General features: G+C 73.0%; 26 protein-coding genes. 12 read left to right on the top strand and 14 right to left on the bottom strand.

Annotated features, from left to right (window positions below; translation table 11 throughout):
* Window positions 1-105 precede the first annotated feature (105 nt).
* Entirely contained in the window at window positions 106-963 is an 858-nt protein-coding gene (locus tag ACH4FX_RS17150) for an alpha/beta fold hydrolase (RefSeq protein ID WP_398479650.1), read from the top strand.
* Window positions 964-991: 28 nt separating this feature from the next.
* Here the strand turns inward: ACH4FX_RS17150 and ACH4FX_RS17145 are convergent, their stop codons facing one another.
* Window positions 992-1,933, bottom strand: coding sequence for an NYN domain-containing protein (locus tag ACH4FX_RS17145; protein ID WP_398479648.1), 942 nt, complete (start codon window positions 1,931-1,933; stop codon window positions 992-994).
* 212 nt (window positions 1,934-2,145) lie between these two features.
* Here ACH4FX_RS17145 and ACH4FX_RS17140 point away from each other — a divergent pair, with 212 nt between their 5' ends.
* Window positions 2,146-2,298, top strand: coding sequence for a hypothetical protein (locus tag ACH4FX_RS17140; RefSeq protein WP_199810363.1), 153 nt, complete (start codon window positions 2,146-2,148; stop codon window positions 2,296-2,298).
* A 117-nt stretch (window positions 2,299-2,415) separates the two neighbouring features.
* Here the strand turns inward: ACH4FX_RS17140 and ACH4FX_RS17135 are convergent, their stop codons facing one another.
* The 3 genes from ACH4FX_RS17135 to ACH4FX_RS17125 all read right to left on the bottom strand — a co-directional run bounded on the left by ACH4FX_RS17135 (window position 2,416) and on the right by ACH4FX_RS17125 (window position 5,018).
* A complete protein-coding gene (locus tag ACH4FX_RS17135) occupies window positions 2,416-3,021 on the bottom strand; it encodes a MarC family protein (RefSeq protein WP_398479646.1) in 606 nt (201 codons plus the stop codon).
* A 300-nt stretch (window positions 3,022-3,321) separates the two neighbouring features.
* Complete coding sequence (locus ACH4FX_RS17130; protein ID WP_398479979.1) at window positions 3,322-4,176, bottom strand: PHP domain-containing protein; 855 nt, start codon at window positions 4,174-4,176, stop codon at window positions 3,322-3,324.
* 203 nt (window positions 4,177-4,379) lie between these two features.
* Window positions 4,380-5,018, bottom strand: coding sequence for a DUF6758 family protein (locus ACH4FX_RS17125; RefSeq protein ID WP_398479644.1), 639 nt, complete (start codon window positions 5,016-5,018; stop codon window positions 4,380-4,382).
* Window positions 5,019-5,229: 211 nt separating this feature from the next.
* Between ACH4FX_RS17125 and ACH4FX_RS17120 the strand changes: the two genes are divergently transcribed.
* Window positions 5,230-6,597, top strand: coding sequence for an MFS transporter (locus ACH4FX_RS17120; RefSeq protein WP_398479642.1), 1,368 nt, complete (start codon window positions 5,230-5,232; stop codon window positions 6,595-6,597).
* 86 nt (window positions 6,598-6,683) lie between these two features.
* Here the strand turns inward: ACH4FX_RS17120 and ACH4FX_RS17115 are convergent, their stop codons facing one another.
* Window positions 6,684-7,280 (bottom strand): suppressor of fused domain protein, encoded by a 597-nt coding sequence (locus tag ACH4FX_RS17115; protein ID WP_398479640.1) that lies wholly within the window; start codon window positions 7,278-7,280, stop codon window positions 6,684-6,686.
* A 510-nt stretch (window positions 7,281-7,790) separates the two neighbouring features.
* Here ACH4FX_RS17115 and ACH4FX_RS17110 point away from each other — a divergent pair.
* The 4 genes from ACH4FX_RS17110 (at window position 7,791) to ACH4FX_RS17095 (ending at window position 10,429) form a co-directional block, all read left to right on the top strand.
* Complete coding sequence (locus ACH4FX_RS17110; RefSeq protein WP_398479638.1) at window positions 7,791-8,921, top strand: magnesium and cobalt transport protein CorA; 1,131 nt, start codon at window positions 7,791-7,793, stop codon at window positions 8,919-8,921.
* A 47-nt stretch (window positions 8,922-8,968) separates the two neighbouring features.
* Window positions 8,969-9,538 (top strand): hypothetical protein, encoded by a 570-nt coding sequence (locus ACH4FX_RS17105; protein WP_398479637.1) that lies wholly within the window; start codon window positions 8,969-8,971, stop codon window positions 9,536-9,538.
* Window positions 9,539-9,749: 211 nt separating this feature from the next.
* Window positions 9,750-10,043 (top strand): ArsR/SmtB family transcription factor, encoded by a 294-nt coding sequence (locus ACH4FX_RS17100; RefSeq protein WP_398479635.1) that lies wholly within the window; start codon window positions 9,750-9,752, stop codon window positions 10,041-10,043.
* Entirely contained in the window at window positions 10,040-10,429 is a 390-nt protein-coding gene (locus ACH4FX_RS17095; protein ID WP_398479633.1) for a VOC family protein, read from the top strand. The genes ACH4FX_RS17100 and ACH4FX_RS17095 overlap by 4 nt, the downstream gene beginning before the upstream one ends.
* Window positions 10,430-10,442: 13 nt before the next feature.
* Here ACH4FX_RS17095 and ACH4FX_RS17090 read toward each other — a convergent pair whose 3' ends face one another.
* Window positions 10,443-11,183 carry a hypothetical protein gene (locus ACH4FX_RS17090; protein ID WP_398479977.1) on the bottom strand — a complete coding sequence of 247 codons (741 nt, stop codon included), beginning with the start codon at window positions 11,181-11,183 and terminating at the stop codon, window positions 10,443-10,445.
* Between the two features lie 333 nt (window positions 11,184-11,516).
* Here ACH4FX_RS17090 and ACH4FX_RS17085 point away from each other — a divergent pair, with 333 nt between their 5' ends.
* From ACH4FX_RS17085 to ACH4FX_RS17075, 3 genes are all read left to right on the top strand, one after another.
* The gene (locus tag ACH4FX_RS17085; RefSeq protein WP_398479631.1) at window positions 11,517-12,815 is read left to right on the top strand and encodes a magnesium transporter MgtE N-terminal domain-containing protein; all 1,299 of its coding nucleotides are present in this window, start codon (window positions 11,517-11,519) and stop codon (window positions 12,813-12,815) included.
* Entirely contained in the window at window positions 12,805-13,395 is a 591-nt protein-coding gene (locus ACH4FX_RS17080) for a DUF1003 domain-containing protein (protein ID WP_398479629.1), read from the top strand. The genes ACH4FX_RS17085 and ACH4FX_RS17080 overlap by 11 nt, the downstream gene beginning before the upstream one ends.
* 107 nt (window positions 13,396-13,502) lie before the next feature.
* Window positions 13,503-14,663 (top strand): Mrp/NBP35 family ATP-binding protein, encoded by a 1,161-nt coding sequence (locus ACH4FX_RS17075; RefSeq protein ID WP_398479627.1) that lies wholly within the window; start codon window positions 13,503-13,505, stop codon window positions 14,661-14,663.
* Between the two features lie 97 nt (window positions 14,664-14,760).
* Here ACH4FX_RS17075 and ACH4FX_RS17070 read toward each other — a convergent pair whose 3' ends face one another.
* The 5 genes from ACH4FX_RS17070 to sigE all read right to left on the bottom strand — a co-directional run bounded on the left by ACH4FX_RS17070 (window position 14,761) and on the right by sigE (window position 20,422).
* A complete protein-coding gene (locus tag ACH4FX_RS17070) occupies window positions 14,761-15,486 on the bottom strand; it encodes a hypothetical protein (RefSeq protein WP_398479625.1) in 726 nt (241 codons plus the stop codon).
* Window positions 15,487-15,613: 127 nt separating this feature from the next.
* The gene (locus ACH4FX_RS17065) at window positions 15,614-16,108 is read right to left on the bottom strand and encodes a sec-independent translocase (RefSeq protein WP_398479623.1); all 495 of its coding nucleotides are present in this window, start codon (window positions 16,106-16,108) and stop codon (window positions 15,614-15,616) included.
* Between the two features lie 170 nt (window positions 16,109-16,278).
* Window positions 16,279-18,033, bottom strand: coding sequence for a trypsin-like peptidase domain-containing protein (locus ACH4FX_RS17060; protein WP_398479621.1), 1,755 nt, complete (start codon window positions 18,031-18,033; stop codon window positions 16,279-16,281).
* Between the two features lie 716 nt (window positions 18,034-18,749).
* Window positions 18,750-19,736 carry an anti-sigma factor family protein gene (locus ACH4FX_RS17055; protein WP_398479619.1) on the bottom strand — a complete coding sequence of 329 codons (987 nt, stop codon included), beginning with the start codon at window positions 19,734-19,736 and terminating at the stop codon, window positions 18,750-18,752.
* Window positions 19,733-20,422, bottom strand: a complete 690-nt coding sequence (sigE, locus tag ACH4FX_RS17050) for an RNA polymerase sigma factor SigE (RefSeq protein WP_398479617.1) — start codon at window positions 20,420-20,422, stop codon at window positions 19,733-19,735. Before sigE ends, ACH4FX_RS17055 begins: the two co-directional genes overlap by 4 nt.
* Before the next feature lie 276 nt (window positions 20,423-20,698).
* Between sigE and ACH4FX_RS17045 the strand changes: the two genes are divergently transcribed.
* On the top strand, window positions 20,699-21,382 hold the full coding sequence (locus tag ACH4FX_RS17045) for an O-methyltransferase (protein ID WP_398479615.1): 684 nt from the start codon (window positions 20,699-20,701) through the stop codon (window positions 21,380-21,382).
* Between the two features lie 242 nt (window positions 21,383-21,624).
* Here ACH4FX_RS17045 and ACH4FX_RS17040 read toward each other — a convergent pair whose 3' ends face one another.
* On the bottom strand, window positions 21,625-21,792 hold the full coding sequence (locus ACH4FX_RS17040) for a DUF3117 domain-containing protein (RefSeq protein WP_003985072.1): 168 nt from the start codon (window positions 21,790-21,792) through the stop codon (window positions 21,625-21,627).
* A gap of 314 nt (window positions 21,793-22,106) precedes the next feature.
* Between ACH4FX_RS17040 and ACH4FX_RS17035 the strand changes: the two genes are divergently transcribed.
* Window positions 22,107-22,907: an enoyl-CoA hydratase/isomerase family protein gene (locus ACH4FX_RS17035; protein ID WP_398479613.1), complete on the top strand. Its 801-nt coding sequence runs from the start codon at window positions 22,107-22,109 to the stop codon at window positions 22,905-22,907.
* Between the two features lie 46 nt (window positions 22,908-22,953).
* Here ACH4FX_RS17035 and ACH4FX_RS17030 read toward each other — a convergent pair whose 3' ends face one another.
* Together ACH4FX_RS17030 and ACH4FX_RS17025 are read right to left on the bottom strand one after the other, a co-directional pair.
* A complete protein-coding gene (locus ACH4FX_RS17030) occupies window positions 22,954-23,562 on the bottom strand; it encodes a DNA-3-methyladenine glycosylase I (RefSeq protein ID WP_398479611.1) in 609 nt (202 codons plus the stop codon).
* Window positions 23,562-23,996: a DivIVA domain-containing protein gene (locus ACH4FX_RS17025; RefSeq protein ID WP_398479609.1), complete on the bottom strand. Its 435-nt coding sequence runs from the start codon at window positions 23,994-23,996 to the stop codon at window positions 23,562-23,564. The genes ACH4FX_RS17030 and ACH4FX_RS17025 overlap by 1 nt, the downstream gene beginning before the upstream one ends.
* Window positions 23,997-24,013 lie beyond the last annotated feature (17 nt).

Raw genomic sequence — 24,013 nt, 5'->3', positions numbered from 1 at the left:
TCCCGACCACACGCCGACGGCCCGGTTCCCGCTCAGCGGGGCCGGGCCGTCGGCGTGTGCGCCCGCGCGCGGCGGGCTTCCCGCGCCCCCGGATAGCCTCGTCCCATGAGCAAGCCGCCCACCCTCACCCTGCCCCCGTGCGCCCGCGCGCGCCGACTCGTCACCGAGCGCGGCGAGTTCGCCGTCCATGACGCCCGCCCCGACGGGCCCCCGGCCGGGACCGCGCTGCTCGTGCCCGGCTTCACCGGCAGCAAGGAGGACTTCATCGGGCTCCTGGAGCCGCTGGCCGCCGCGGGTTTCCGGGTGGTGGCCGTGGACGGCCGCGGCCAGCACGAGTCACCCGGCCCGCGTGACGAATCCGCTTACGCACAGGGCGAGTTGGCGCAGGACATACTGGCTCAGGCGCGCGCTCTGGACGCCGGTCCGGTCCACGTTCTCGGCCATTCCCTCGGCGGCCTCCTCACCCGCGCCGCCGTCCTGCGCGATGGCGCGCCGTTCCGTTCCGTGACGGTCATGAGTTCCGGCCCCGCCGCCATCACCGCGACCCAGCAGGCCCGTGTACGCATGCTCATCGACGCCCTCGGGCGGATGGACATGCAGTCGGTGTGGCTGGCCATGCGGGATCTCGACCCGCCGGAGGCCGAGGACGCCGCCACCCCGCCCGAGATCGGCGCGTTCCTCCACCGGCGCTGGATGAACACCGTCCCGCAGCAGCTGGCCGCCACCGGGCGGCAGATGCTGACGGAGCCGGACCGGGTGGCGGAGCTGGCCGCCGTGCCGCTGCCCAAGCACGTCGTGTCGGGTACGGAGGACTACGTCTGGCCGGTGCCGGAGATGGACGCGATGGCCGAGCGCCTGGGAGCCCGCCGCACGGTGGTCGAGGGCGCGGAGCACTCCCCCAACGCCCAGCGCCCGGCCGAGACGGCGGCGGCGCTCGCCGAATTCTGGCGCGCGACGGCGTGACCCACCGGCCGCGCCCGGCGCGCGCGCCCTAACACTGCGCCCGTACGTGCTCCCAGAAGCCGTCCCGCAGCGCCCGGCGCAGGTCCGCGTGCCCGCGCAGCGAGTACCGCAGCAGCGCCTCGGCGGCCGTCAGCAGCTCCTGGTCGACCGTGCCGGGCAGGTACGGGTGGCCGGGCAGCAGTTCGGTGATCCAGGGGACGCCGCGTTCGGACAGCCATCGGGCGGCGACCCGCGCGCCGACGAAGCGCACCTCGTCGCGGGTGGGCGCCACGCCGCCGCTGCCGTCGGCCACCGGGTCCGCGGCGTCGTACACGACGGCCCGCCGGGTCACGTACGGCTTGCAGAACTCCAGGTCGAAGGTGCGCTGGCTGTCCACCTCCCACAGCAGCGGCTCGGCCTGGTTGCGCCCGCCGACCGCCTCGATGCCCCACAGGTGGACCCGGGCGCCGTAGCCCTGTGCGGCCTCCACCGCCGAGACCAGGTCCTCGTCGCCGCCGATGAGGACCGCGTCGCTGATCGCGCGGTGCCGGGCCAGCGACTCCAGGTCGGAGCGGATCAGCGAGTCGACGCCCTTCTGCTGGTTGTTCGCGTTCAGGTTGCCGAGCCGGACCTTGACGTCCGGCAGCTCGGCGACGCGCTGCTGCTCCGCGGTGTGGATACGGCGCCGGGCGCCGTCGTACCAGTACACGCGCAGCAGCCGGCTGTCCGGGAAGATCGTGCGGGCCTTGTCGATGAACGCCTCGATGAGGCCCTCGGCGTCCAGCTCGAAGGCCCGCCGGTCCTCGGTGCCGGCGACGAGCCGCCCGGCCGCCGCGTACACATAGCCCGCGTCGACGAAGGCCGCGTGGGTGGACGGGGTGGTGGCGACCTCCGCGAGCACCCGTGTGAGCAGCTCGTTCGTCCGCTCGATGCCCGCGAGCACGGCGGTGAGGTCGGGTGCGGGGCCGGTGGGCCGTACGTCGTCGTTCATACGGGCCCATTGTCCGGCCGGTCACTCAGCGCGCACAACCGCTCCCGCTACCCACCAGTATTTAGACGGCCGAAAATTTTCTTTAGCGTAGGGAATGATTGCAGGCAGCATGTCGTTGTACCCACTGGACACGCAAGGCAGCGACGCCTCACGTGTCCCTCGTACAACAGCAAAGTTCTCCGCAGGAGGATCAGACGAAGGGAGAAGCCGTTATGCGCTTCGAGATCATGCGCCTGGACGACGTCGACGGCGCCGCCGTGGACAGCACCGTCGTGGACGCCGCCTCCGTCAACCGGATCGTGCAGCAGGCCGCCGCAGTCGGCCAGCGCATCTACATCCGCCCAGCCGACACCGCCGCCCGATGACTCACGCCGCGTCACTCATGCACGCGTAACGCGTCATGTCCGGCGCACGGAGCGCCCCGCACGAACCACTTCGCGCGGGGCGCTTCGCGTGTCCGGGCCCGGCCCGCGGGCCCGCCGTCAGCCGCCGCGCACCACCTGCATGACGCCGTTGATGATCTGCTGCACCGCGAGCGCGGAGAGCATCATGCCGGCGAGCCGGGTCACCAGCACCACGCCGCCGTCCTTGATCACCCGGATGATCACCAGCGAGAAGCGCATCACCACATAGAGCACCACATGGATGGCGACGATCGCCGCCCACACCGACAGCTCGCCGCTGAGCCCGTCCGCGTGCTGCACCGCGAGGATCACCGAGACGATCGCGCCCGGCCCGGCCAGCAGCGGCATCCCCAGCGGCACCAGGGCCACGTTGACGTCCTTGGTCTGCGTCGGCTGCTCCGACTTGCCGGTCAGCAGACTGAGTGCCACCAGCAGGAGCAGCAGCCCGCCCGCGATCATCAGCGCGGGCGGCGTGATGTGCAGCCGGCCGAGGATCTGCTCGCCGAAGAGGCCGAAGACGGCGATCACGCAGAAGGCGACGGTGGCGGCCTGCCAGGCCATCCTGCGCTGCACCTTGGCGGGGCGGCCGGAGCTGAGGGCGAGGAAGATCGGGATGATCCCGGGCGGATCCATGATCACGAACAGGGTGACGAAGAGGGTGCTGAAGACAGCGAAGTCGAACACGGTGATGGCCTTGCAGGAGGTGGTACGGGAGAGCAGGTCAAGCGGAGGAACAACGGTCGGAGAGGGGGGAACGGGGAGTAGCGGGAAGGGGAGGGGAGAAGAGGCGCAGGCAGGGGGCGGGGAGGCGAGGAAGGGCGCACGGTCCGTGCACGCGCCGGCGTACGAGCGGGCAGGCGGGGCCCGGCAGGCGCGGTCCGACGAGCTCGGTCCGGACCGGCGCGGCCCGGGTGCGGCACGGCAGGGTGATCGGCCGTCGGCCGGAGCGCCGGTACGGGTCAGCCGACCGGGGTGCGGTACGGGTCAGCCACCCGCGCCGGGTACCGGGAAGGCGCCGGTCGCGCGGCGCACGATCTCGCCGTAGATCTCGGGGTCGGTGGTGTACTCGCCGAGCGCGACGGTCTTGCGGCTGCCGTGGTAGTCGCTGGAGCCGGTGGTCAGCAGGCCGAGGTCGGCGGCGAGGCCGCGCAGGCGCGCCCGCGTGGCGTCGTCGTGGTCCATGTGGTCCACCTCGATGCCGTCCAGTCCGGCCGCCGCCAGCTCGCCCACGACGCTCTCGGGGACGACCCGGCCGCGCTTGACCGCCAGCGGATGCGCGAAGACGGTGACCCCGCCCGCGGCCTTGACCAGGCGTATAGCGTCGAACGGGTCCAGTTCGTGCTTGTCGACGTAGGCCCGGCCGTCGTTGGCGAGCCACTGCGGGGTGAAGGCGCCGGAGACGGTCTCGACGACGCCCAGCTCCACCATCGCGGCGGCGACGTGCGGACGGCCCACCGTGCCGTCCCCGGCGATCCGCGCCACCTGTTCCCAGGTGACCGGAACGCCCAGCTCCTGGAGCTTGGCGACCATGCCCCGGGCGCGCGGCACCCGGTCGTCGCGCACCAGCTCCCGCTCGCGGGCGAATTCGGGCTCGTCGGGGTCGAAGAGGTACGCCAGCATGTGCATGCTCACGCCGCCGATGCGGCAGGACAGCTCGGCGCCGGTGACCAGCGTGAGTCCTGCGGGCAGCGCGGCCCTGGCCTCGGCATGCCCGCGCACGGAGTCGTGGTCGGTCAGCGCGACGACGTCCAGCCCGGCAGCCGCGGCGTTGCGTACCAGCTCGGCGGGGGTGTCCGTACCGTCGGAAGCAGTGGAGTGGGTGTGCAGGTCGATGCGCACGACGCGGAACTCCAGACTGCTGCGGGGCCGGCCAGGGGACACCAGCAGGATACCGGCCGCCCATGGACCCCTCGAACAGGCGCCCGGACCGGGCCCGGGGCCCGCGGGGCCTCAGCCCCCGGACATCTCAGCTGCCACGCCGGCACTGCCGCGCCCCGCCGTCGTCCCACGCCCTCGCACGGACGGCTCCCGCCGCCCCGCCCTCACGTGAGCAACCGCGGCGACAACGCCCCGCACGGCAGCAGGTCCACCTCGGCGCCCGCGTCCCGCAGGTCGGTCAGCACCAGTTCGTCGTACAGCAGCAGCCCCGACTCGGCCGGCCAGACCACCGCCCACAGCCACAGCCCGCGCGCCTCCCCGGCGAAGACCGCGCGGTCCTCGGGCGCCCCTTCCACGTGCCACAGAGGCGTCGGACGTCCGGCCGCCAGCACCTTCACGTGCGGCGGCTTGTCCACGCACATGTACGGGCCCGGGTCCGGGCCGTCGATGCCCGCGTAGCGCGCGCCGAGGCCGACGCCCAGTTCCTCGGCGATCAGCAGCAGTTCGCCGGGGCCGCCGAGCGGTCCCGGCCCCGAGCAGGCCACGGCGGTGGCACGACCGCCGCTGCGGTCGTCACCCGCGCAGGCCACGCCCGTGAACAGCCAGCCGACGGGCAGCGGCCACGGCATCCACACCGGCACCTGGGCACGGCTCACCACCACGGCCAGCGCTTCGACGCTGGGCGGGACCACCGGTTGCAGCGGGTGCACGGTGCCGTGCACGCCGCACTGCCAGGAGTCGGCAAAGAGACCGGGCGCCCGCACCCGGCCACCGCACTTCGGGCAACTGGGTTCGCCCCTCATAGAGCCCCACGGTCCTCCCGGCCGGGCGCCGCGTCAAGGACGATCACCCATCCGGAGCCCCGGCCGGGCACCCGCCATCAGTAGTTGTAGCTTGCACCCTTTAGGCCGACTAACTTATTGTGTGTAAACAGCAACGTTTCATGCGGAAGCGCCGGACCCGGCGGACACGCGGCCCCGACGCACGCAACCGGAACAGGAAGGGGACAGCGGCATGCGGGCAAGCGGTACGAGCGGCCACGGCGGCGCCGGAGAGGATCCGTTCGACGAGGGCGGCACAAGCATCCTGCGCCAGCCGATGGCCGTCTGGGCCACGGCGGGCGCCTCGGTCGTCGCCTTCATGGGCATCGGCCTGGTCGACCCGATCCTCCCCTCGATCGCCCGGGGCCTGCACGCCTCCAACAGCCAGGTCTCCCTGCTGTTCACCTCCTACTTTCTGATCACCGCGGTCGCGATGCTGGTCACCGGCTTCGTCTCCAGCCGGATCGGCGGCCGCAAGACGCTGCTCGCCGGGCTGGCGCTCGTGGTGCTCTTCGCCGCCCTGTCCGGCACATCCTCATCGGTGGGCGAGCTGGTCGGCTTCCGGGCCGGCTGGGGTCTGGGCAACGCGCTGTTCGTCTCCACCTCGCTGGCCGTCATCGTGGGTGCCGCGAATCCCATAGGGGCATCGCGGAGCGATTCGGCTCGGGGTGGTGGCGGGCGACGGGTCATAGGGGCATCGCGGAGCGATTCGGCTCGGGGTGGTGGTGGGCGACGGGCGGGCGGGAGCGCCGCGGCGATCCTGCTGTACGAGTCGGCGCTCGGCCTCGGCATGGCCTGCGGGCCGCTGCTCGGCGCGGTCCTCGGCGACATGAAGTGGCGCTACCCCTTCTTCGGCACCGCCGTCCTGATGGCCGTCGGCTTCATCGCGATCACGGTGTTCCTCAAGGAGCAGCCCCGGCCGGCCCGTAAGACCTCGGTGCTGGACCCGGTGAAGGCGCTCGGCCACGGCGGCCTGGCCTCCGCCGCCGTCTCCGCGTTCTTCTACAACTACGCCTTCTTCACGGTGCTGGCCTTCACGCCGTTCGTACTGGACATGAGCCCGTACAAGTCCGGTGGCGTCTTCTTCGCCTGGGGCGTGCTGCTCGCCGTCTTCTCCGTGCTGGTGGCGCCGCGCGTCCAGGAGCGTTTCGGATCGCTGAAGGTGCTGGGCGGCTCGCTGGTGCTGCTCGCCGCCGACCTGCTGGTGCTCGGGTACGGCGACCACACCACCGCCGTCGTCTGCACGATCGTCTCCGGCGCCTTCATCGGCCTGAACAACACCGTCTTCACCGAGCTGGCCCTCGGCGTCTCCGACGCGCCGCGGCCGGTGGCGAGCGCGGGCTACAACTTCGTGCGCTGGTTCGCCGCCGCGGCGGCCCCGTTCCTGGCGCCGAAGATCGAGGAATGGACCGACGTGCACATCCCGTTCGTGATCGCGGCGCTGGCGGCGCTCGTCGGCGCGGGCATCGTGGGCGTACGGCGCCGGGCGCTGACGCTGCGGGCACACGAGCTGGAGCCGCAGCACGCCACCGAGGACGGCGTGTCCGCCTTCGCCGGCTGACCGGCCCCGTACCGCGGTACGGCGCGCCACCCGCCCGGGGCGCGCGCCGTGCCGTCCTGCCGTACGGCCGGCGCACCGGCCCCGGCTCACGTCAACGGCACCCCGGCACGCAGCGGATCACGCAGGTCCGTGCCGTTCTTGAGCCACCGCTCCTGGAGCGCCTCGGCGCCGTGCACCCGCTTCCAGGCGGCCTCGTTGGGCGTCATCGGCAGCAGCGGCAGGAAGCGGACCGGGTCCAGCGGCTCTTCCAGTTCCAGGTCCTCGACCAGGCCGCCGGACTCCGCGACCAGGACAGCGGTGAACGGGGCCCCCGGCCACAGCGGCTCCCCCACGTCCAGCGACGCCCCCGGCGCCACGATCACGCCCTCGACCTGCGGGGACGCGGCGAGCACGGCGAGCGGGCGGAGCACCTTGGCGGTGTCGGCGCGGCCGGCCCGCACCGACAGCACCAGTTCGGCGCGCGGGCCGCGCACCGGGTCGGCCAGCACGGCCGTCGGGTCGGTCATCGGCCGGTCCGACATTCCGAGGGTGACGTATCGCACGAGGTCGCCGTCCGGGCCGCCGCCGGTGAAGCGCAGCACCTCGATCCGGTCGGTCCCGAGGAAGGTGACGGCGGCGCGCGCGTCCGGCTCGCCCAGGGTCGTGCGCAGGCGGGCTTCGACCAGCTCAAGAACGTCAGACATGCCGCGAGCATAGGCCCGGGTCCGGGGCCGGCCGCCGCTGCCCGGCGGGCGGGCGCAGGGCCGGTGCCGCGCCGTTCGTATGGAACGGGCAAAGGCGCACCGGATCGGTTCTGTCGACTGATAGCCTTGCCGTCTGGTCAGGGAATGACGTTCGTCCCCCAACGGGGACCGGCCGGAGGAGGTGGGGCTGCGGTGGATCCAAGTCGACCGTGCAGTACCGACAGTTCTCCCGTCATCTCCCCGCGCGCCCAGCGGCTTTCTTGATCCAGGGGCTTCCGTACCCCCGCCGCCCGCGGTGAAACCCGCGAAGTGCCTTCGCGCCGGAAGCAGATGACGGAAGAGCGCCTTCGACTCCCGTTTCCGTGTTTTCTGCGAACTGCCGTCAGTCCTGCGCACGGAGCGCCGCCCGCTTTGCGGACGTATGGCCTGCGCCGACGCGTACGTCCACGTTCCGGGCAGCGTTACGCCGCGCGCCCGCGGCTGGCGGCCGGCCCGTGAAGGAGCCTGCCCATGTCGATGATCCGCGACCTGCGTGCCGCCGTCCGCCCGTCCCGGCGGCGCGAGGACTCCCCGTACGAGTACGAGACCGACCTCCGCAAGCCCGCCCACACCAACAGCGCCATCGTGGACTGCGGCGTCTACCGCGACGGCCGGCGCGTCAGCGACCACGTCACGCCGTCCGAGGCGATGGCGGGCGTGCGCAGCGAGGGGGGGTTCGCCTGGATCGGGCTGCACGAGCCCACCGAGGCGGAATTCGCGGAGATCGCGCGGGAGTTCGGCCTGCACCCGCTGGCCGTGGAGGACGCCGTCCACGCCCACCAGCGGCCCAAGCTGGAGCGCTACGACGACACCCTGTTCACCGTCTTCAAGACGGTCCACTACGTCGAGCACGCCGAGCTGACCGCCACCAGTGAGGTGGTCGAGACCGGCGAGGTGATGTGCTTCACCGGGCGGGACTTCATCGTGACCGTGCGGCACGGCGGCCAGGGCTCGCTGCGCGCGCTGCGCCACCGCCTCCAGGACGACCCCGAGCTGCTCGGCAAGGGCCCCTCGGCGGTGCTGCACGCCATCGCCGACCAGGTCGTGGACGGCTACATCGCGGTGGCCGGCGCGATGCAGGACGACATCGACGAGGTGGAGATCGACGTCTTCAGCTCCGGGTCGGACGGCAAGGGCGCGGGCAGGAACCAGGCGAAGGGCGGCGACGCCGGGCGGATCTACCAACTCAAGCGGGAGGTCCTGGAGTTCAAGCGGGCCGTGTCGCCGCTGCTGCGGCCGATGCAGGTGCTCAGCGAGCGGCCGATGCGGCTGATCGACTCCGACATCCAGAAGTACTTCCGGGACGTGGCCGACCACCTGGCCCGGGTCAGCGAGCAGGTGCTCTCCTTCGACGACCTGCTCAACTCGATCCTCCAGGCCAACCTGGCGCAGGCGACGGTGGCGCAGAACGAGGACATGCGCCGGATCACCTCATGGGCGGCGATCTTCGCGGTGCCCACGATGATCGCCGGGATCTACGGCATGAACTTCGAGTACATGCCCGAGCTGAAGTGGAAGTACGGCTACCCGCTCGTCCTGCTGGTCACGGTCGGCATCTGCTTCGGCATCCACCGCGGCTTCAAGCGCAACGGCTGGCTGTGACGCCGTACGCCCCGGGCGGCCCGCCCGTCGCCCATTAGGCTGGCCCCATGACGGAGACCGTGTCGCAGGCGCTGCTGGACCGCGCGCTCATCGAAGAGGCCACGAAGAAGTCCGGCCTCATCTGGGTACGGGGCGTCACCGGCCCGGCGCGGGCCCTGTGGCACGTCTGGCACGACGGGGCCGCGTGCGTCGTCGGGGCGGGCGCCGGCGGCGGTACGGACCGGGCGGCCGACCCGGCCGACGAGCAGCCGCTGCACGATCTCGGCCTGGCGGACGGCGGCACCGCGACCGTCACCGTACGCAGCAAGGACAAGGGCGGACGGCTGGTCAGCTGGCAGGCCCGGGTCACCGAGCTGACGCCGGACGGCGAGGCGTGGCAGGCCGCCGTGGAGGACCTCAAGGGCAAGCGGCTGAACGCGCCGGACGCGGAGACGATGCCGCGGCGCTGGGCGCGCGAGTGCCGCGTCCTGCGGCTGGAGCCGGTCACGGAGGCGGCGGCCCGTACGGAGTTCGACGGCTCCTCCGAGGCCGCCACGCCCCTGCCCACCCCGGCCACCACCCGCAACCCCGTCCCGGCGGGTCTCCCGAAGCTCCTGCGCGGGAAGCGCAGGGGCTGAGGGCGGGGCCGCGCCGGAGCGGCCCCGTATGGCGGCCGTCCCGCCGCCTTCCCGGCACCCCAGGCGCCCCTACCGGACGCCCACACACCGCTTCCGGCACGTCCCTCCCTGTCACCCACACACCGCTTCCGGCACGCCCCCTTCGGCATGCCCCGGACAACGCCGCCCCCTGCCTCGATAGGCAAGTCTCCACTTGCCTATCGTGGCGGCCATGGCGGAAGAGGTCTTCAAGGCGCTGGCCGACCCCACCCGTCGGCACATCCTCGACGAGCTGGTGGAGCGGAACGGCCAGACACTGTTCGAGATATGCGCGCGGCTGGCGACGAAACACGGCCTGGGGCTGTCCCGCCAGGCGATCAGCCAGCATCTGGCCGTACTGGAATCGGCGGGGCTGGTCGCCTCGCGGCGCGAGGGCCGCTACAAGTTCCACGACCTGGACACCGCACCTCTTGAACGCATCATGACCCGATGGCTCAGAGCCGACACACCGGAGAGCACCCCATGAGGATCTACGTCACCAGCGTCTTCGTCGACGACCAGGAGAAGGCCCTGCGCTTCTACACCGACGTACTGGGCTTCGTGAAGAAGCACGACATCCCCTTGGGCGGCCCGGCCCGGTGGCTGACCGTGGTCTCGCCGGAGGACCCCGACGGGACCGAACTGCTGCTGGAGCCCTCCGGCCACCCCGCGGTGCAGCCGTACAAGACGGCCCTGGTCCAGGACCGCATCCCGGCCACCTCCTTCGCCGTGGACGACGTCCGGGCCGAGTACGACCGGCTGCGCGGCCTCGGCGTGGTCTTCACCCAGGAGCCGGCGGACATGGGCACGGTCACCACCGCGGTCCTGGACGACACCTGCGGCAACCTGATCCAGATCATGCACAGCAAGTGAGCGGGGAGCGCACCTAGTCGCCGGTCGTGATCTGCTTGCCGTAGTCGATCACTTGGCCGGCCTCGGGGGCCCGGAGTTCCACCGGCTTGTCCCAGTCGGTGAGGCGGATCTCGCCGGCGCCGCCCGCGCGGCGCAGCCGGAGCGGGTAGGGCTTGCCTTCGAGGGAGACGTCGAGCGTGCCGCCCGCGCCCTGGCCGGCGGCGATGCGGATGGTGCGGGTGCCGTCCAGGGTGCCGCGCTCGCCGGTGGTCAGCTTGCCGTGCAGGCCGAGCAGGCTGCTCAGGAGCACGCCCTTGTCCGTGAAGCCGCTGAAGCGCTTGTAGACGGGGTCGGTGGCGGGCACCTTCACGTACTTGCCGACGAGCTTGGAGGCGGCCGTCCCGTCGTTCTTCGAGGGGTTGGCGCTCTTCTCGCGCTCCCAGAAGCCGGCGTCCGCCTTCAGGTACAGCGCGTCGCCGACCCGCAGCAGCTGGAAGGTGGCGGCCTTGGTGGACAGCTGCCCCTCGGCGCCGTTCCGTCCGAGCCGCATGTCGAGCTTGTAGGTGCGGCCCTGGCTGACCAGGTTGCCGGCGAGCCGTACCGTTCCGGCACCGCGGGCGGCCGTCTGCGCCTTGGACTGGATCTGGTCGGCGGGCAGCTTGCCGACCCCGTTCGTCCCGGCGTCCGGGTCCTCCGCCGCGCAGCCCGCCAGCGCCCCGGCGAGCACCGCGCACACCGCCGCCGTCAGCGCCGCCCCGCTCCTGCGACGGGGCACGGCCGGGCGGCGGGAGCAGGCCCGGGCGGGGCCTGCCGAGGGGAATGTGGTCACGACGGCTCTGCTTCCTGGTGCGGATGACCTCGGCGGCAGTACGGCAGCGTACCCGGGGCCGGGCACGTCGTACGGCGGAGTGCGTGGTGGACACCGTACGGCCCTTCCCACCCGGGCGGCACCGGCCGGTGCACGTTAGCCTGAATTCGGATCAAGGCTCTGCGGGGGGCTTCACCTGCGGATGAGCGGCAACACGTAACGCGAGGCAGGAACGGGCGCGGCCGTGGCGACGCGGCGGCCCGTACAGGCGGCGGCGGAACGGAAGCGGAGGCACTCGGCATGGCGGTGGTCACCCCCCGGGTGTTCGTCTCGCATCTCTCGGGCATCGCCGTCTTCGACCCCAACGGCGACCAGGTCGGCCGGGTGCGCGACCTGGTGGCGCTGCTGCGGGTCGGCGGCCGGCCGCCCCGGCTGCTGGGCCTGGTCGTCGAGGTGATCAGCCGCCGCCGGATCTTCCTGCCGATGACCCGGGTGACGGGCGTGGAGTCCGGCCAGGTCATCACCACCGGCGTGGTCAACATGCGGCGCTTCGAGCAGCGCGCCTCGGAGACGCTGGTCCTCGGCGAGCTGCTGGACCGCCGGGTGCGGCTGGTCGAGACGGACGAGGAGGCCACCGTCCTGGATATCGGCATCATCCAGCTGCCGGCCCGCCGCGACTGGGAGATCGACAAGGTCTTCGTACGGAAGGGCCGGGGCGGGGCGCTGCGCCGCAAGGGAGAGGTGCTGACGGTCGAGTGGTCGGCGGTGACCGGGTTCTCGCTGGAGGAGGACGGGCAGGGCGCGGAGAGCCTGCTGGCCACCTTCGACCAGCTGCGCCCGGCCGACCTGGCCAGCGCCCTGCACCATCTGACGCCGAAGCGGCGCGGCGAGGTGGCCGCGGCGCTGGACGACGCCCGGCTGGCGGACGTGCTGGAGGAGCTGCCGGAGGACGACCGGGTCGAGATCATGGGCAAGCTCGCGGAGGAGCGGGCCGCCGACGTCCTGGAGGCGATGGACCCGGACGACGCCGCCGATCTGCTCTCCGAACTGCCGGAGGAGGAGAAGGAACGGCTGCTGGGCCTGATGCGGCCGGACGAGGCGGCGGACGTACGGCGCCTGATGGCGTACGAGGAGCGGACCGCGGGCGGTCTGATGACGACCGAGCCGATCGTGCTGCGGCCGGACGCGACGATCGCGGACGCGCTGGCCCGGGTGCGCGACCCGGACCTCTCCCCGTCGCTGGCCGCGCAGGTCTACGTGTGCCGGCCGCCGGACGAGACGCCGACCGGCAAGTACCTGGGCCTGGTGCACTTCCAGCGGCTGCTGCGCGACCCGCCGTTCACGCTCGTCAGCTCCATCGCCGACACCGATCTGCCGCCGCTGCCGCCGGGCACCCCGCTGAACGAGGTGACCAGCTATCTGGCCACCTACAACATGGTCGCGGCGCCAGTCGTGGACGAGAGCGGCTCGCTGCTGGGCGCGGTGACCGTCGACGACGTACTGGACCACCTGCTGCCCGAGGACTGGCGCGAGGCGGAGATGCACGGCCCGCCCGGCGCGGCGGCGGACCGGGAGGGAGAGCCGGACGATGGGCGTTGAGGAACGGGACGGTGTGAAGGAGCGTGCGCGGGCGCTGAACACGGCTCCCGGGCCCGGCCTGGGCGGCGGGCGCCCCCGGGTGCGCCTGGACCAGCCGCGGGCGCCGCGCCGGAGCCTGCTGCCGGAGTACGACCCGGAGGCGTTCGGGCGGCTGTCGGAGAAGATCGCCCGTTTCCTGGGGACCGGCCGGTTCATCGTCTGGATGACGGTGATCATCGTGGTGTGGATCATCTGGAACGTCTCCGCACCCGACCATCTGCGCTTCGACAAGTACCCGTTCATCTTCCTGACGTTGATGCTCTCGCTCCAGGCGTCCTACGCGGCCCCGCTGATCCTGCTCGCGCAGAACCGGCAGGACGACCGGGACCGGGTCACCCGCGAACAGGACCGCAAGCAGAACGAGCGCGCCATCGCCGACACCGAATACCTGACCCGGGAGGTGGCGGCGCTCCGGCTGGGCCTGGGCGAGGTGGCCACCCGCGACTGGATCCGCTCCGAACTCCAGGACGTGCTCAAGGAGCTGGAGCTGCGTCAGCTGGTGGACGCGGAGAGCGACGCGGAGGTCCGGCGCCGGGAGTAGGGCCGGACCGCGCACGGCAGGGCGGGCGGCCGGCCCGCGCCGGAGTGACGAACACGACCGCCGACCGGCCTTTCCGGAGGCCCCCTCACGCGCCTTACCCTTGGGGCATGGCTACCGACACGCCCCAAGGCGCAGCGCCCAGCGAGGACGCGGTCCGCGCCGCGCTCGCCACGGTGAACGACCCCGAGATCCACCGCCCCATCACCGACCTCGGCATGGTCAAATCGGTGGAGATCGCGGCGGACGGCACGGTCGCGGTGGCGGTCTACCTGACGGTCGCCGGCTGCCCGATGCGCGAGACGATCTCCGCGAACGTGCGGGACGCCGTGGCGCGCGTCGAGGGGGTCACCGGCGTCGAGGTCGAGCTCGACGTGATGAGCGACGAGCAGCGCAAGGAGCTGGCCTCCTCGCTGCGCGGCGGCACCGCCGAACGCGAGGTGCCGTTCGCCAAGCCGGGCTCGCTGACCCGGGTCTACGCGGTCGCCTCCGGCAAGGGCGGCGTCGGCAAGTCCTCGGTGACGGTCAACCTGGCCGCGGCGATGGCGGCCGACGGCCTGAAGGTCGGTGTGGTGGACGCCGACATCTACGGCCACTCGGTGCCCCGCATGCTGGGCGTGGACGGCCGGCCCACCCAGGTCGAGAACATGATCATGCCGCCGTCCGCCAACGGCGTGAAGGTGATCTCCATCGGCATGTTCACCCCGGGCAACGCCCCGGTGGTCTGGCGCGGCCCGATGCTGCACCGCGCGCTCCAGCAGTTCCTGGCCGACGTGTACTGGGGCGACCTGGACGTGCTGCTGCTCGACCTGCCCCCGGGCACCGGCGACATCGCCATCTCGGTGGCCCAGCTGGTCCCGAACGCGGAGATCCTGGTCGTCACGACCCCGCAGCAGGCCGCGGCGGAGGTCGCCGAGCGGGCCGGCTCCATCGCCGTACAGACCCACCAGAAGATCGTCGGCGTGGTGGAGAACATGTCCGGGCTGCCCTGCCCGCACTGCGACGAGATGGTGGACGTGTTCGGCACCGGCGGCGGCGAGCGGGTCGCCGAGGGCCTGACGAAGACGACCGGCACCCAGGTGCCGGTGCTGGGCGCCATCCCGATCGACGTACGGCTGCGCGAGGGCGGCGACGAGGGCAAACCGGTGGTGCTGACCGACCCGGAGTCCCCCGCCGGCGCGGCGATCCGCGCCATCGCGGGCAAGCTGGGCGGCCGGCAGCGCGGCCTGGCGGGCATGTCGCTGGGGATCACCCCGCGCAACAAGTTCTGAGCCGTTCCGGCCGCCGCCCGGGCGGCGGCCGGAACGTGCGGAGGGGCGGGCCCGATGGGCTCGCCCCTTCTTCGTGGTGGCATCCGGCCGCTCCCCCTCAGTCCGCGGCCACGCCCTCCGCGGGCACGTCGTCCGCCCGCGCGTCCTCGGCGTCCTGCGGGCCCGCGCCGGTCCCGCCGTTCTCGTACACGCCGAGGTCCTTGACCACGGCGAAGCCCAGCCCGTACGCGCTCATCCCGCGCCCGTACGCCCCGATGTGCACGCCCCCGGGGCCGTCGCCCGCCGAGCCGGCCAGCACCCAGCCGTACTCCGACTCCCGGTAGCGGAACGGCGTCGGCACACCGTCCACCGGCAGGGTCAGCGCGCTCCAGCCCTCGCCCCCGAGGTCGTCGGCCAGCTCCCAGGCGAGCATCGTCTGCTGGTCGAGCCAGTCCTGGCGGAGGGTGCGGTCCATCTGTGTCGGCCAGGTGCGCGAGAGCAGGCCCGACCCGGCGAGCCAGGCCGCCGTGGAGACCGAGGTGGCCTCCAGGACCCCCGTACCGTCGGCGCTGCGCCGGACCGGCCGGCTGGCGACGGTCACCACCACCGCGAAACGCTCCGCGTCCGGCGCGGTCTCCACCTTTATGGTGGGCTCCTGGCCGTGGCCGGTGGCGCCGTGCTCGACCGTGCCGTCCGCGGCCGCACCGACCTGCATCAGCCAACGGGGACCGGTGAACGCGTCGTCGAGTCCGTACCACGGAAATGCGGCCATCAGATAGCCGTCGACCTTCCGCCCGGCGCCGGCGGTGACCGCCCGTACTCCTGCCCGACCCGTCGTCTCCATCTGCGCGGAGCCTCCTCGTTGCCCTGCGTCGTGGGCGGCCCGCCCCCCTCAGGCGACCTCACCCCGGACACGGGGAGCATAGTCAACCCGGTCGGCACCAGCGGGCATAAGGCTTGCATAAGACGAGTCAGGTGGCATCGGGGTCGAACGGCGGGCGCTCGCCCGGCGACGGCTTCGCGCCCTTCTTGAACATGTCCGGCGCGGTGGTCCCGCCGCCGGAGCCGGCGCCGGCGTCCGGGGCGCCCTTGGCGAAGCTCACCCGGGACGCGGACCCCCGGTCGGCGGAGGAGGCGCCGTCGGTGCCGTGCACCGCGTCCGTGACCTCGGCCATCTCCTGCTTCAGGTCGAAGCCGTTGCGGATCTCCTGGAGGCCGTACTGGTCGTTCTCCAGCACGTGCTTGCGCACGAAGTTGCGCGGCTTGAGGTCCTCGAACTCGAAGTCCTTGAACTCCGGCCCCAGCTCGCTGCGGATGTCCTCCTTGGCGTTGTCCGAGAACGCCCGCACCTTGCGCACGAAACCCATGACATCCGAGATCACCTTGGGCAGCTTGTCCGGCCCGAAGATCAGAACCGCAAGGATCACGAGCGCGACCAGCTCTAGGGGTCCTATGTCGAAGAACACCTTGCAGCTCCTTGGGTAATCCGTGGCCTACCGGGTCCCAGGGGGACCTAGGGGGACGTGTCGGGCCTATGGGCCAGGCCGCCTATCACGGTACCTGGCCCCGCCCGTCCGACGGGAGTCGCCCGCCCCAACACCGTGCAAACGGTCGGCGCCCGGGCCCGGCCGGGCGCTCACTCCCGGCTGGAGGCGCCCAGGGTGAGCTGCGCGGTCCGTTCCTTGCCGGCCCGGAGCAGGGTCAGCGCGAGCCGGTCCCCCGGCCGGTGGCTGCGGATCTTGATGATCAGCTCCTCGCCGCTGTGCACGGGCTGCCCGTCCACCTTGGTGATCACGTCGCGCGGCTGGATGCCCGCCTTGGCGCCCGGTCCGCCGGGTGTGACGGGGGCACCGCCGTCCTTGCTCCGGGAGCTGACCCGGGCGCCGTCGCCCGCGTACTCCATCTCCAGCGTGACGCCGATCACCGGGTGCATGACCTTGCCCTTGTTGATCAGCTGCTCGGCCACCCACTTGCCCTGGTTGATCGGTATGGCGAAGCCCAGGCCGATGCTGCCGCCCTGGCCGCCGCCCTCCAGCCCGCCGCCGGAGCTGTCGGCCGCGCGGATGGCGCTGTTGATGCCGATCACCCGGGCCCGGGAGTCGACGAGCGGGCCGCCGGAATTGCCGGGGTTGATCGGGGCGTCGGTCTGCAGGGCGTCCACGTACGAGACGTCGCTGCCGTCGCCCTTCTTGCCGCCCGCGGTGATCGGCCGCTGCTTGGCGCTGATGATGCCCGCGGTCACGGTGTTGGCGAGGTCGTACGGGGCGCCGATCGCCACGACCGGGTCGCCGACGCGGACGGAGTCGGAGTCGCCGAGCGCCAGCGGACGCAGCCCGGAGACGCCCTGGACCTGCACGACGGCCAGGTCGTAGCCGCCGTCCCGGCCGATGACCTTGGCCTTGGCGGTCTCCCCGCCGCTGAAGGAGACCGATATCTCGCCGCCGGTGCCGGCCGGCTCGACGACGTGGTTGTTGGTGAGGATGTGGCCCTGCTTGTCGAGCACGAAGCCGGTGCCGGTGCCCTGCTCCGCGTTGCCGCGGACGTGCAGGGTGACCACGCTGGGCAGGGCCGCCTGGGCGATGCCGGCCACGCTGTCCGGCTTCCGGCCGCCCTGGTCGCCGGTGGCCTGCGGCAGCTCGATGGAGCCCAGGCCGCCGTTGCGCTCGATGTACGCGCCGACGCCGCCGCCGATACCGCCCGCCAGGAGGGCCAGCGCGACCGCCCCGGCGGCCAGCACGCCGCGGCGGTTGCGCCGGGGGGCCGCCGGGGGCGGGGGCGGCGTGCCCAGCGGCATCGCGGCACCGTGCTGCGGCGCCCGCCACGGGTCGTACTGCCAGTGGCCGGACCCCTCGCCCTGCTGGTGGGTGGCGGGCGCACCCGGCTGAGGTACGGGCGGCTGACCTGGGTGGGGCGCGCCGTGCGCCTCGGGCGGGAGCGGGGCGCCGGACGCGTCGTGCGCCACGACGGGCGGCTGCGCGCCGTCGCCCTTGGTGAGCAGGGTGGTGCCGGTGCCGGTGGGCGGAGTGGTCTCGGGGGTGCCGTGCGGGGGCGGGTCGTGCGGGGCCGTCGGCTCGGCTTGTGGCATCGGGGTGCGGGCGGAGTCGGCGTACGGCTGCGGCTGGGGCGCGCCCGGGGCCGCAGGGGGCTGCGGCTGGGCGGGGAACGGCTGCTGGGGCGGCGGTACGGGGGCGCCGGTGCCGTAGGGGGACTGCCGGCCGGACGGCGGGGCGGCCGCGTGCGGTGCGGTGTGGTGTGGTGCGTTGCCCGCGCTCTGCGGCGGGACTCCGGTGCCGTGTGCAGGGGTGGCCGTCGGGCGCTGCACCGGCGGCGCGGGGGCCCAGGGGCCGGGATCTCCGTACGGAGGCGTGCCGTAGGGGTCCTGGGGGTGCAACGGCTGCTGCTGCGGCGGGGCGACCGGTGGCGCGGGGAACTGAGAGGCGCTGGGGCCATCCGAAGGGGCCGGGCCGGAGGCGGTCGCATCGGAAGGGGCCGGGCCGGACACGACAGCATCGGACGTGGCAGGACCGGAGGCGGTCGCATCGGAGGCGTCGCCTGACGTGGCGCCTGACGTAGCGTCAGGCATGGCTCCGGGCTGTTCGCCGGGCATCGACGAGTCTCCGGCCGGTGCGGTGGACGGGCTGTCGGCCGCCGCGGCCTTGGACGTCGCCCCGGACGGGCTGTCCGCCGCCGCGACATCGTCCGATATGCCGGACGGGCCACCGGCCGACGGTCCGGACGGTCCGCCCGCCACCGGCGCGGCATCCGGCACCCCCGGAGCGCCCGGCACCTCCGCCGCTCCGGAAACCTCCGCGCTTCCCGCCGTTCCCGCGGCCTCCGCCGGAAACTCCCGTGCCGCAGCGCCCCGTTCCGCCTCGGGTGCCGTGGAACCGGGCGCGGCGGGGTCCGCCGCCGGATGCGCGGGCCGCTGGCCCGGCCGGCTCCACCAGTTGCGCTTCGGCCCGGCGGCCGTCCCCTCGTCCATGCTCTCCCCACCGATTCGCCCGCTGGTCACACGGGCTCCGCCACCTCACCGGCGGCGCGCCCGACAAGCGAACGCCGCCCGGACAGCGATTCAACCAGGTCCGCGCGGCCTCGCGCAGGGCCCGGTCAGCGCTCGGCGGGGTGGTGGGCGGTCATCGTCTCCCGGGAGGCGGGGCCGGACGGCGCGACGGCCCCGGCCGGCGGGCGTCCGGCGTCCGCGGACGGCAGCGCCGGTCCCAGGACGCGGGCACCGGACAGCGGCGACGTGGTGCCCGGCGCGAGGTGGTACGGCAGGCCCTGGCCCGTCTGCACCGTCAGCGCGGACGGCCAGGAGACCAGGGAGAGCGACAGCGGCGGGGCGGGGCGGGCCGCCGACGGCGCCGACGGTCCGGTGAGCCCCAGCGAGCTGGGCGCCGGCTCGGAGGTCACCCCCGCGGCCGGGAGCGACCGGGGCCAGGGGGTGCCCGTCCCGAACAGGGACGCGCCGTGGGCCGGGCCCGGCCGGCCGTAGAGGCCCGGGGTGGTGCCGAGCGGTGTCGTCTGGCTGCCGGTGCCGTCCGCACGGCCGGCCGGTGCGTCCACCGCCGCTTCCAGCGGCAGCGCGCCGCCGAGCGCGAACGCCGCCAGCGACACGGCACCGGCCGCCGCGGCGGCGAACCGGCGGCGCTGCGGCGCGGGCCGCTCCGTCTCGTGGATGCGGAACCCGCGCGAGCGCGGCTGCCGCGGCACCGCGCCGACGGCATGGCCGCCGGACGGTGCGTACCGGAACGAGCCGCCGCGCGCCTCGAACTCGCCGCCGTCGGTGATCTCACCACCGAACGCGCCGCCGCCGAGACCACCGCGGCCCAGCCGACTTCCGAAGCCGTCGGCATCACCCCCGGGCAGGCCCTGGAGACGCGCCAGCAGCCCCTCGGAGGGACCGGGGGGCGCGGTTGCCGCGAAGACGTTCTTCAGCTGTCGCTGGTCGTCGGCCTCCGCCTTGCACTTTCCACACGTAGCGAGATGCGCGAGCACCCGCTCGCGCGCGTCATGCCCCAACTCCCCGTCGACCAGAGCCGCGAGGCGGTCGCCGAGATGATGCTCGGCGGGGGACGGACCGCCTGTACCGCTCACGCGATTCCGACCTCCCCTGTAGTGAGCGAGGTGAGCGTCCGCTGTTCGCGCTCGCGCTCCTCGGCGCGCGCCGCCGGGGAGCGGTGCTTGAGCGCCTTGCGCAGGTGGGAGCGGCCGCGGTGGATCCGGCTGCGGACCGTGCCCAGCTTGACGCCGAGCGTGGCGGCGATCTCCTCGTACGACAGGCCCTCGATGTCGCAGAGCACCACGGCGGCGCGGAACTCGGGCGCGAGGGTGTCCAGCGCCTGCTGCACGTCGGCGTCGAAGTGGGTGTCGTTGAAGTGCTGCTGCGGGGAGGGCTCGCGGCTGGGGAGCCGCTCGGCCGCGTCGTCACCGAGCGCGTCGAAGCGGATGCGCTGGCGGCGGCGGACCATGTCCAGGAAGAGGTTGGTCGTGATGCGGTGCAGCCAGCCCTCGAAGGTGCCGGGGGTGTACGTCGACAGCGAGCGGAAGACGCGGACGAACACCTCCTGCGTCAGGTCCTCGGCGTCGTGCTGGTTGCCCGTGAGGCGGTAGGCGAGGCGGTAGACCCGGGCACTGTGTGTGCTGACGATCTCCTCCCAGCTGGGCGGGGACCAGACCTGTGCGTCCGCTTCGGCGGCGAAGGTCGCTGTCGTAGCGGTGTCACGGGCCCCTCCCCTACCCTTAAGGCCGTGGGAGCGGGAACGGTCAGCGGTGTCTGTCACGGATTTCGGCTCGACGACCGACCGCCTGAAGCGCCTGCGCGCCCATCGGTCACCCGTCGCAGCCGCACCTCCCCTGGTGGCTCTGGTGGTGTCCAGTAGAGCCCCTACCATATCCACCTCGCCCGTTAGCTCCGGATAAGCAGATTTGACCTGCTTTTGGTCTGGCTTCGTGTCATCCCGCGCGTCCCGCTGGGTCTTCACCGATGCATCCCCCCTGCTGTGCTTCAACGCCCGGTCCCATCTGCGGGTTCCCGCACGCAGCGGATACAGTCACGGTTGCGTCAACTACGGGGACAGGAGAGGGCCATTACCGGCAACCGGCAGACGAGCTTGGCATTCGCCGAGGCGTACGGCGCCGGGACCATCGACGACAAGGCCGACGCCGCCCTGCACTGGTCCCGCGACCGGGCCCGGGAGGCGGGCATCCGCGCGGTCTCCACGGGCACCGGCACCGCCCTGCGCCTGCTCGCCGCCACGGCGGACGCCAAGGCGGTCGCCGAGATCGGCACCGGCACGGGGGTGTCGGGAATCTACCTTCTGCACGGTATGCGGCCGGACGGTGTCCTGACGACGGTCGACCTGGAACCGGAGCGGCAGCAGTTCGCGAAGCAGGCGTTCCGGGAGGCGGGCTTCGCCGGCAACCGCGCGCGCTTCATCCCCGGCCGCGCCCTGGACGTCCTGCCCCGGCTGGCCGACGGCGGCTACGACCTCGTCTTCTGCGACGGCGACCGGATGGAGTGCCTCGACTACCTCGCTGAATCGTTGCGGCTGCTGCGCCCCGGCGGCCTGGTCTGTTTCGAGGGCGTCTTCGCCGACGGCCGCACCGTGGACTCGGCGGCGCAGCCCGCGGAGGTGCTGCGCCTGCGGGAGCTGCTGCGCACGCTGCGCGAGAGCGACGCGCTGGTCTCGTCCCTGCTACCGGTGGGCGACGGCCTGCTGTGCGCGGTCAAACGCGGCTGAGCACGGACGCGGGGACGGTACGGACGCGTACGGATATGTACGGGTATGTGCGGATGCGCACGGCCCCGTACGCCCCGACCGCCGACCACCCGCGAACGACCGCCCGCGAACAACCACCCCCGATACGAACGAGGCCCCGGCAGGCATCGCGCATGTGCGCGGCGCCCACCGGGGCCCGGGTATTCGGCTGGGGGTCCAGGGGGACAAGCCCGGGAGACCGCAGCATCAGGGCGGCTGCCCTGTCAGACGGTGACCTTCTCCAGGGCCTCGCCCAGGGCCTTGGCCTCGTCGGGAGTCAGCTCGACGACGAGTCGACCGCCGCCTTCGAGCGGAACGCGCATGACGATGCCCCGCCCCTCCTTGGTCACCTCGAGCGGGCCGTCGCCCGTCCGCGGCTTCATGGCCGCCATGCTCGTTCCCCTTCCTGAAACCAGCTCACGCAGCCGACAACCCAGGTGTCACCGGCATCGAACACATTGCTTCCAGGCCATTATCCCGCATCGCACGACCCGATGACCAACATCGGGGAGCATCCCTTCGGCAACGCGCTCTCGCAAAACCACCCAATTCGGGGAGTGGGCTGCGATACTTCGCCATCCACCGGTGTCCGGTCCGCGCCGGTTCTTTGACGTACGTCACATGACGGACGCCGATGATCTCCGGCATCCTGAGCGACGGCTGCCACAGCCGGACAGCCCGAGCCGCGACGGAGGGACCCCTCACCATGGCCGACACCGTGCTCTACGACGTGACCGACGGCGTCGGGACGATCACCATCAACCGTCCCGACGCGATGAACGCGATGAACACGGAGGCCAAGGCCGCCCTGCGGGACACGCTCCGCGAGGCCGCCGCCGATCCGGCCGTACGGGCCGTCCTGCTGACCGCCACCGGACGGGCCTTCTGTGTGGGCCAGGACCTCAAGGAGCACATCGGGCTGCTGGCGGAGGACCGCGCGACCGGCTCCGAGGACACCATGAGCACGGTGCGCGAGCACTACAACCCCATCGTCACGGCGCTCGCCGGGATGCCGAAGCCGGTGGTGGCCGGGGTCAACGGCGTCGCGGCGGGCGCCGGAGCCGGGTTCGCGCTGGCCGCCGACCTCCGGATCGTCGCCGACACGGCCTCCTTCAACACGTCCTTCGCGGGCGTCGCGCTCACCGCCGACTCGGGGATCTCCTGGACACTGCCCCGCCTCGTCGGCCACGGCCGCGCCGCCGACCTGCTGCTCTTCCCGCGCAGCATCACCGCCCAGGAGGCGTACGACCTGGGCATCGCCAACAAGGTCGTACCGGCGGCGGAGCTGGCGGCCGAGGCGGCGGCGGTGGCCCGCACGCTGGCCGCGGGACCGACCGCCGCCTACGCCGCGATCAAGGAGTCCCTCGCGTACGGGGCCGGGCACACGCTCGCCGAGACGCTCGGCAAGGAGGAGGAGCTCCAGACGCGGGCCGGCGCCTCGGAGGACCACCACATCGCGGTCGAGGCGTTCGTGAAGAAGGAGAAGCCGCGCTTCCTGGGGCGCTAGCCGGTTGGCACCCGTCCGGCCAGGGAGCGGCCGGGCGGGCGTCCGCTCAGACCTCGGCCGCCGCCTCCACCGCGTCCCGCACATGGCAGTCCACGAGGTGGTCGTTGACCAGGCCGCACGCCTGCATCGTCGCGTACGCCGTGGTCGGGCCGACGAAGCGGAAGCCGCGCTTCTTCAGGTCCTTGGCCAGCGCCGTGGACTCCGGGGTGACCGGCGCCAGGTCGGCGAGGGTGCGCGGCGCCCGCCGCGTGCCGCGCTCGGGTGCGTACGACCAGATCAGCCGGTCCAGCTCGCCCGGGGCCAGCCCGGCCGCCACCCGGGCGTTGCCGATCACCGCGTTGATCTTCGCGCGGTTGCGGACGATGCGGGGGTCGGCGAGCAGCCGCTCGGCGTCCGCGTCGGTGAACCGGGCGACCGCCTCGATCCGGAAGTCAGCGAACGCTGCCCGGAAGCCCTCACGGCGGCGCAGGATCGTGATCCAGGACAGCCCGGACTGGAACGCCTCCAGGCTCATCCGCTCGAACAGCGCGTCGTCGCCGTGGACCGGCAGGCCCCACTCGGTGTCGTGGTACGTGCGGTAGTCGGCCATCTTCTCCGACTCCATGCCCCAGGGGCAGCGCGGCACCCCGTCCGGCGCCGTGATCACTCCGGTCATCAGGCCGTCTTCCCCTCTTCGTCGCCGTCGGAAGCCGCGGCGGCCTCCCCGGTCGGCCGTTCCTCGGCCGGCCGCTCCCCGGCCCGGTCCGCGGGCCCGTCCTTGATCAGGCCGGGCGCGCCCATCGCCGCGGCGTGCGCGCCCGCGAGGGCGGACTCCAGCTCGGCGATCCGCGCGTCCCGCTCGGCCAGCTCGGCGCCGAGCCGGTCCAGGACGTCGTCGACGTCGTTCATCCGGTAGCCGCGCACGCACACCGGCAGGCGCAGCGCCTCCACGTCGGCGCGGGAGAGGGGCCGGTCGGCGGGCAGCGGTTCGTACAGCCGGTCCGGCGCGGCCTCGCCGAGCCCGCCCTCGTCACCGTCGCCGATCACGGCGAGCGTGACCGCGGCGACCACCACGACCATCGCGATCAGCAGGAACCAGAACACGACCATCTCCCCGAGCTATGTGT

This window comes from Streptomyces sp. NPDC018019 (assembly GCF_044327805.1).
Lineage (GTDB): Bacteria > Actinomycetota > Actinomycetes > Streptomycetales > Streptomycetaceae > Streptomyces.
The sequence above is the reverse complement of the archived record's forward strand: the minus strand, read 5'-3'. Positions and strand labels throughout refer to the sequence as shown.

Bases quoted from the DNA above. Each gene is read 5' to 3' on its own strand.
- ACH4FX_RS17150 (WP_398479650.1), top strand. From the start codon at position 106: ATGAGCAAGCCGCCCACCCTCACCCTGCCCCCGTGCGCCCGCGCGCGC.
- ACH4FX_RS17145 (WP_398479648.1), bottom strand. From the start codon at position 1,933: ATGAACGACGACGTACGGCCCACCGGCCCCGCACCCGACCTCACCGCC.
- ACH4FX_RS17140 (WP_199810363.1), top strand. From the start codon at position 2,146: ATGCGCTTCGAGATCATGCGCCTGGACGACGTCGACGGCGCCGCCGTG.
- ACH4FX_RS17125 (WP_398479644.1), bottom strand. From the start codon at position 5,018: ATGAGGGGCGAACCCAGTTGCCCGAAGTGCGGTGGCCGGGTGCGGGCG.
- ACH4FX_RS17120 (WP_398479642.1), top strand. From the start codon at position 5,230: ATGCGGGCAAGCGGTACGAGCGGCCACGGCGGCGCCGGAGAGGATCCG.
- ACH4FX_RS17115 (WP_398479640.1), bottom strand. From the start codon at position 7,280: ATGTCTGACGTTCTTGAGCTGGTCGAAGCCCGCCTGCGCACGACCCTG.
- ACH4FX_RS17110 (WP_398479638.1), top strand. From the start codon at position 7,791: ATGTCGATGATCCGCGACCTGCGTGCCGCCGTCCGCCCGTCCCGGCGG.
- ACH4FX_RS17105 (WP_398479637.1), top strand. From the start codon at position 8,969: ATGACGGAGACCGTGTCGCAGGCGCTGCTGGACCGCGCGCTCATCGAA.
- ACH4FX_RS17100 (WP_398479635.1), top strand. From the start codon at position 9,750: ATGGCGGAAGAGGTCTTCAAGGCGCTGGCCGACCCCACCCGTCGGCAC.
- ACH4FX_RS17095 (WP_398479633.1), top strand. From the start codon at position 10,040: ATGAGGATCTACGTCACCAGCGTCTTCGTCGACGACCAGGAGAAGGCC.
- ACH4FX_RS17085 (WP_398479631.1), top strand. From the start codon at position 11,517: ATGGCGGTGGTCACCCCCCGGGTGTTCGTCTCGCATCTCTCGGGCATC.
- ACH4FX_RS17080 (WP_398479629.1), top strand. From the start codon at position 12,805: ATGGGCGTTGAGGAACGGGACGGTGTGAAGGAGCGTGCGCGGGCGCTG.
- ACH4FX_RS17075 (WP_398479627.1), top strand. From the start codon at position 13,503: ATGGCTACCGACACGCCCCAAGGCGCAGCGCCCAGCGAGGACGCGGTC.
- ACH4FX_RS17070 (WP_398479625.1), bottom strand. From the start codon at position 15,486: ATGGAGACGACGGGTCGGGCAGGAGTACGGGCGGTCACCGCCGGCGCC.
- ACH4FX_RS17040 (WP_003985072.1), bottom strand. From the start codon at position 21,792: ATGGCGGCCATGAAGCCGCGGACGGGCGACGGCCCGCTCGAGGTGACC.
- ACH4FX_RS17035 (WP_398479613.1), top strand. From the start codon at position 22,107: ATGGCCGACACCGTGCTCTACGACGTGACCGACGGCGTCGGGACGATC.
- ACH4FX_RS17030 (WP_398479611.1), bottom strand. From the start codon at position 23,562: ATGACCGGAGTGATCACGGCGCCGGACGGGGTGCCGCGCTGCCCCTGG.
- ACH4FX_RS17025 (WP_398479609.1), bottom strand. From the start codon at position 23,996: ATGGTCGTGTTCTGGTTCCTGCTGATCGCGATGGTCGTGGTGGTCGCC.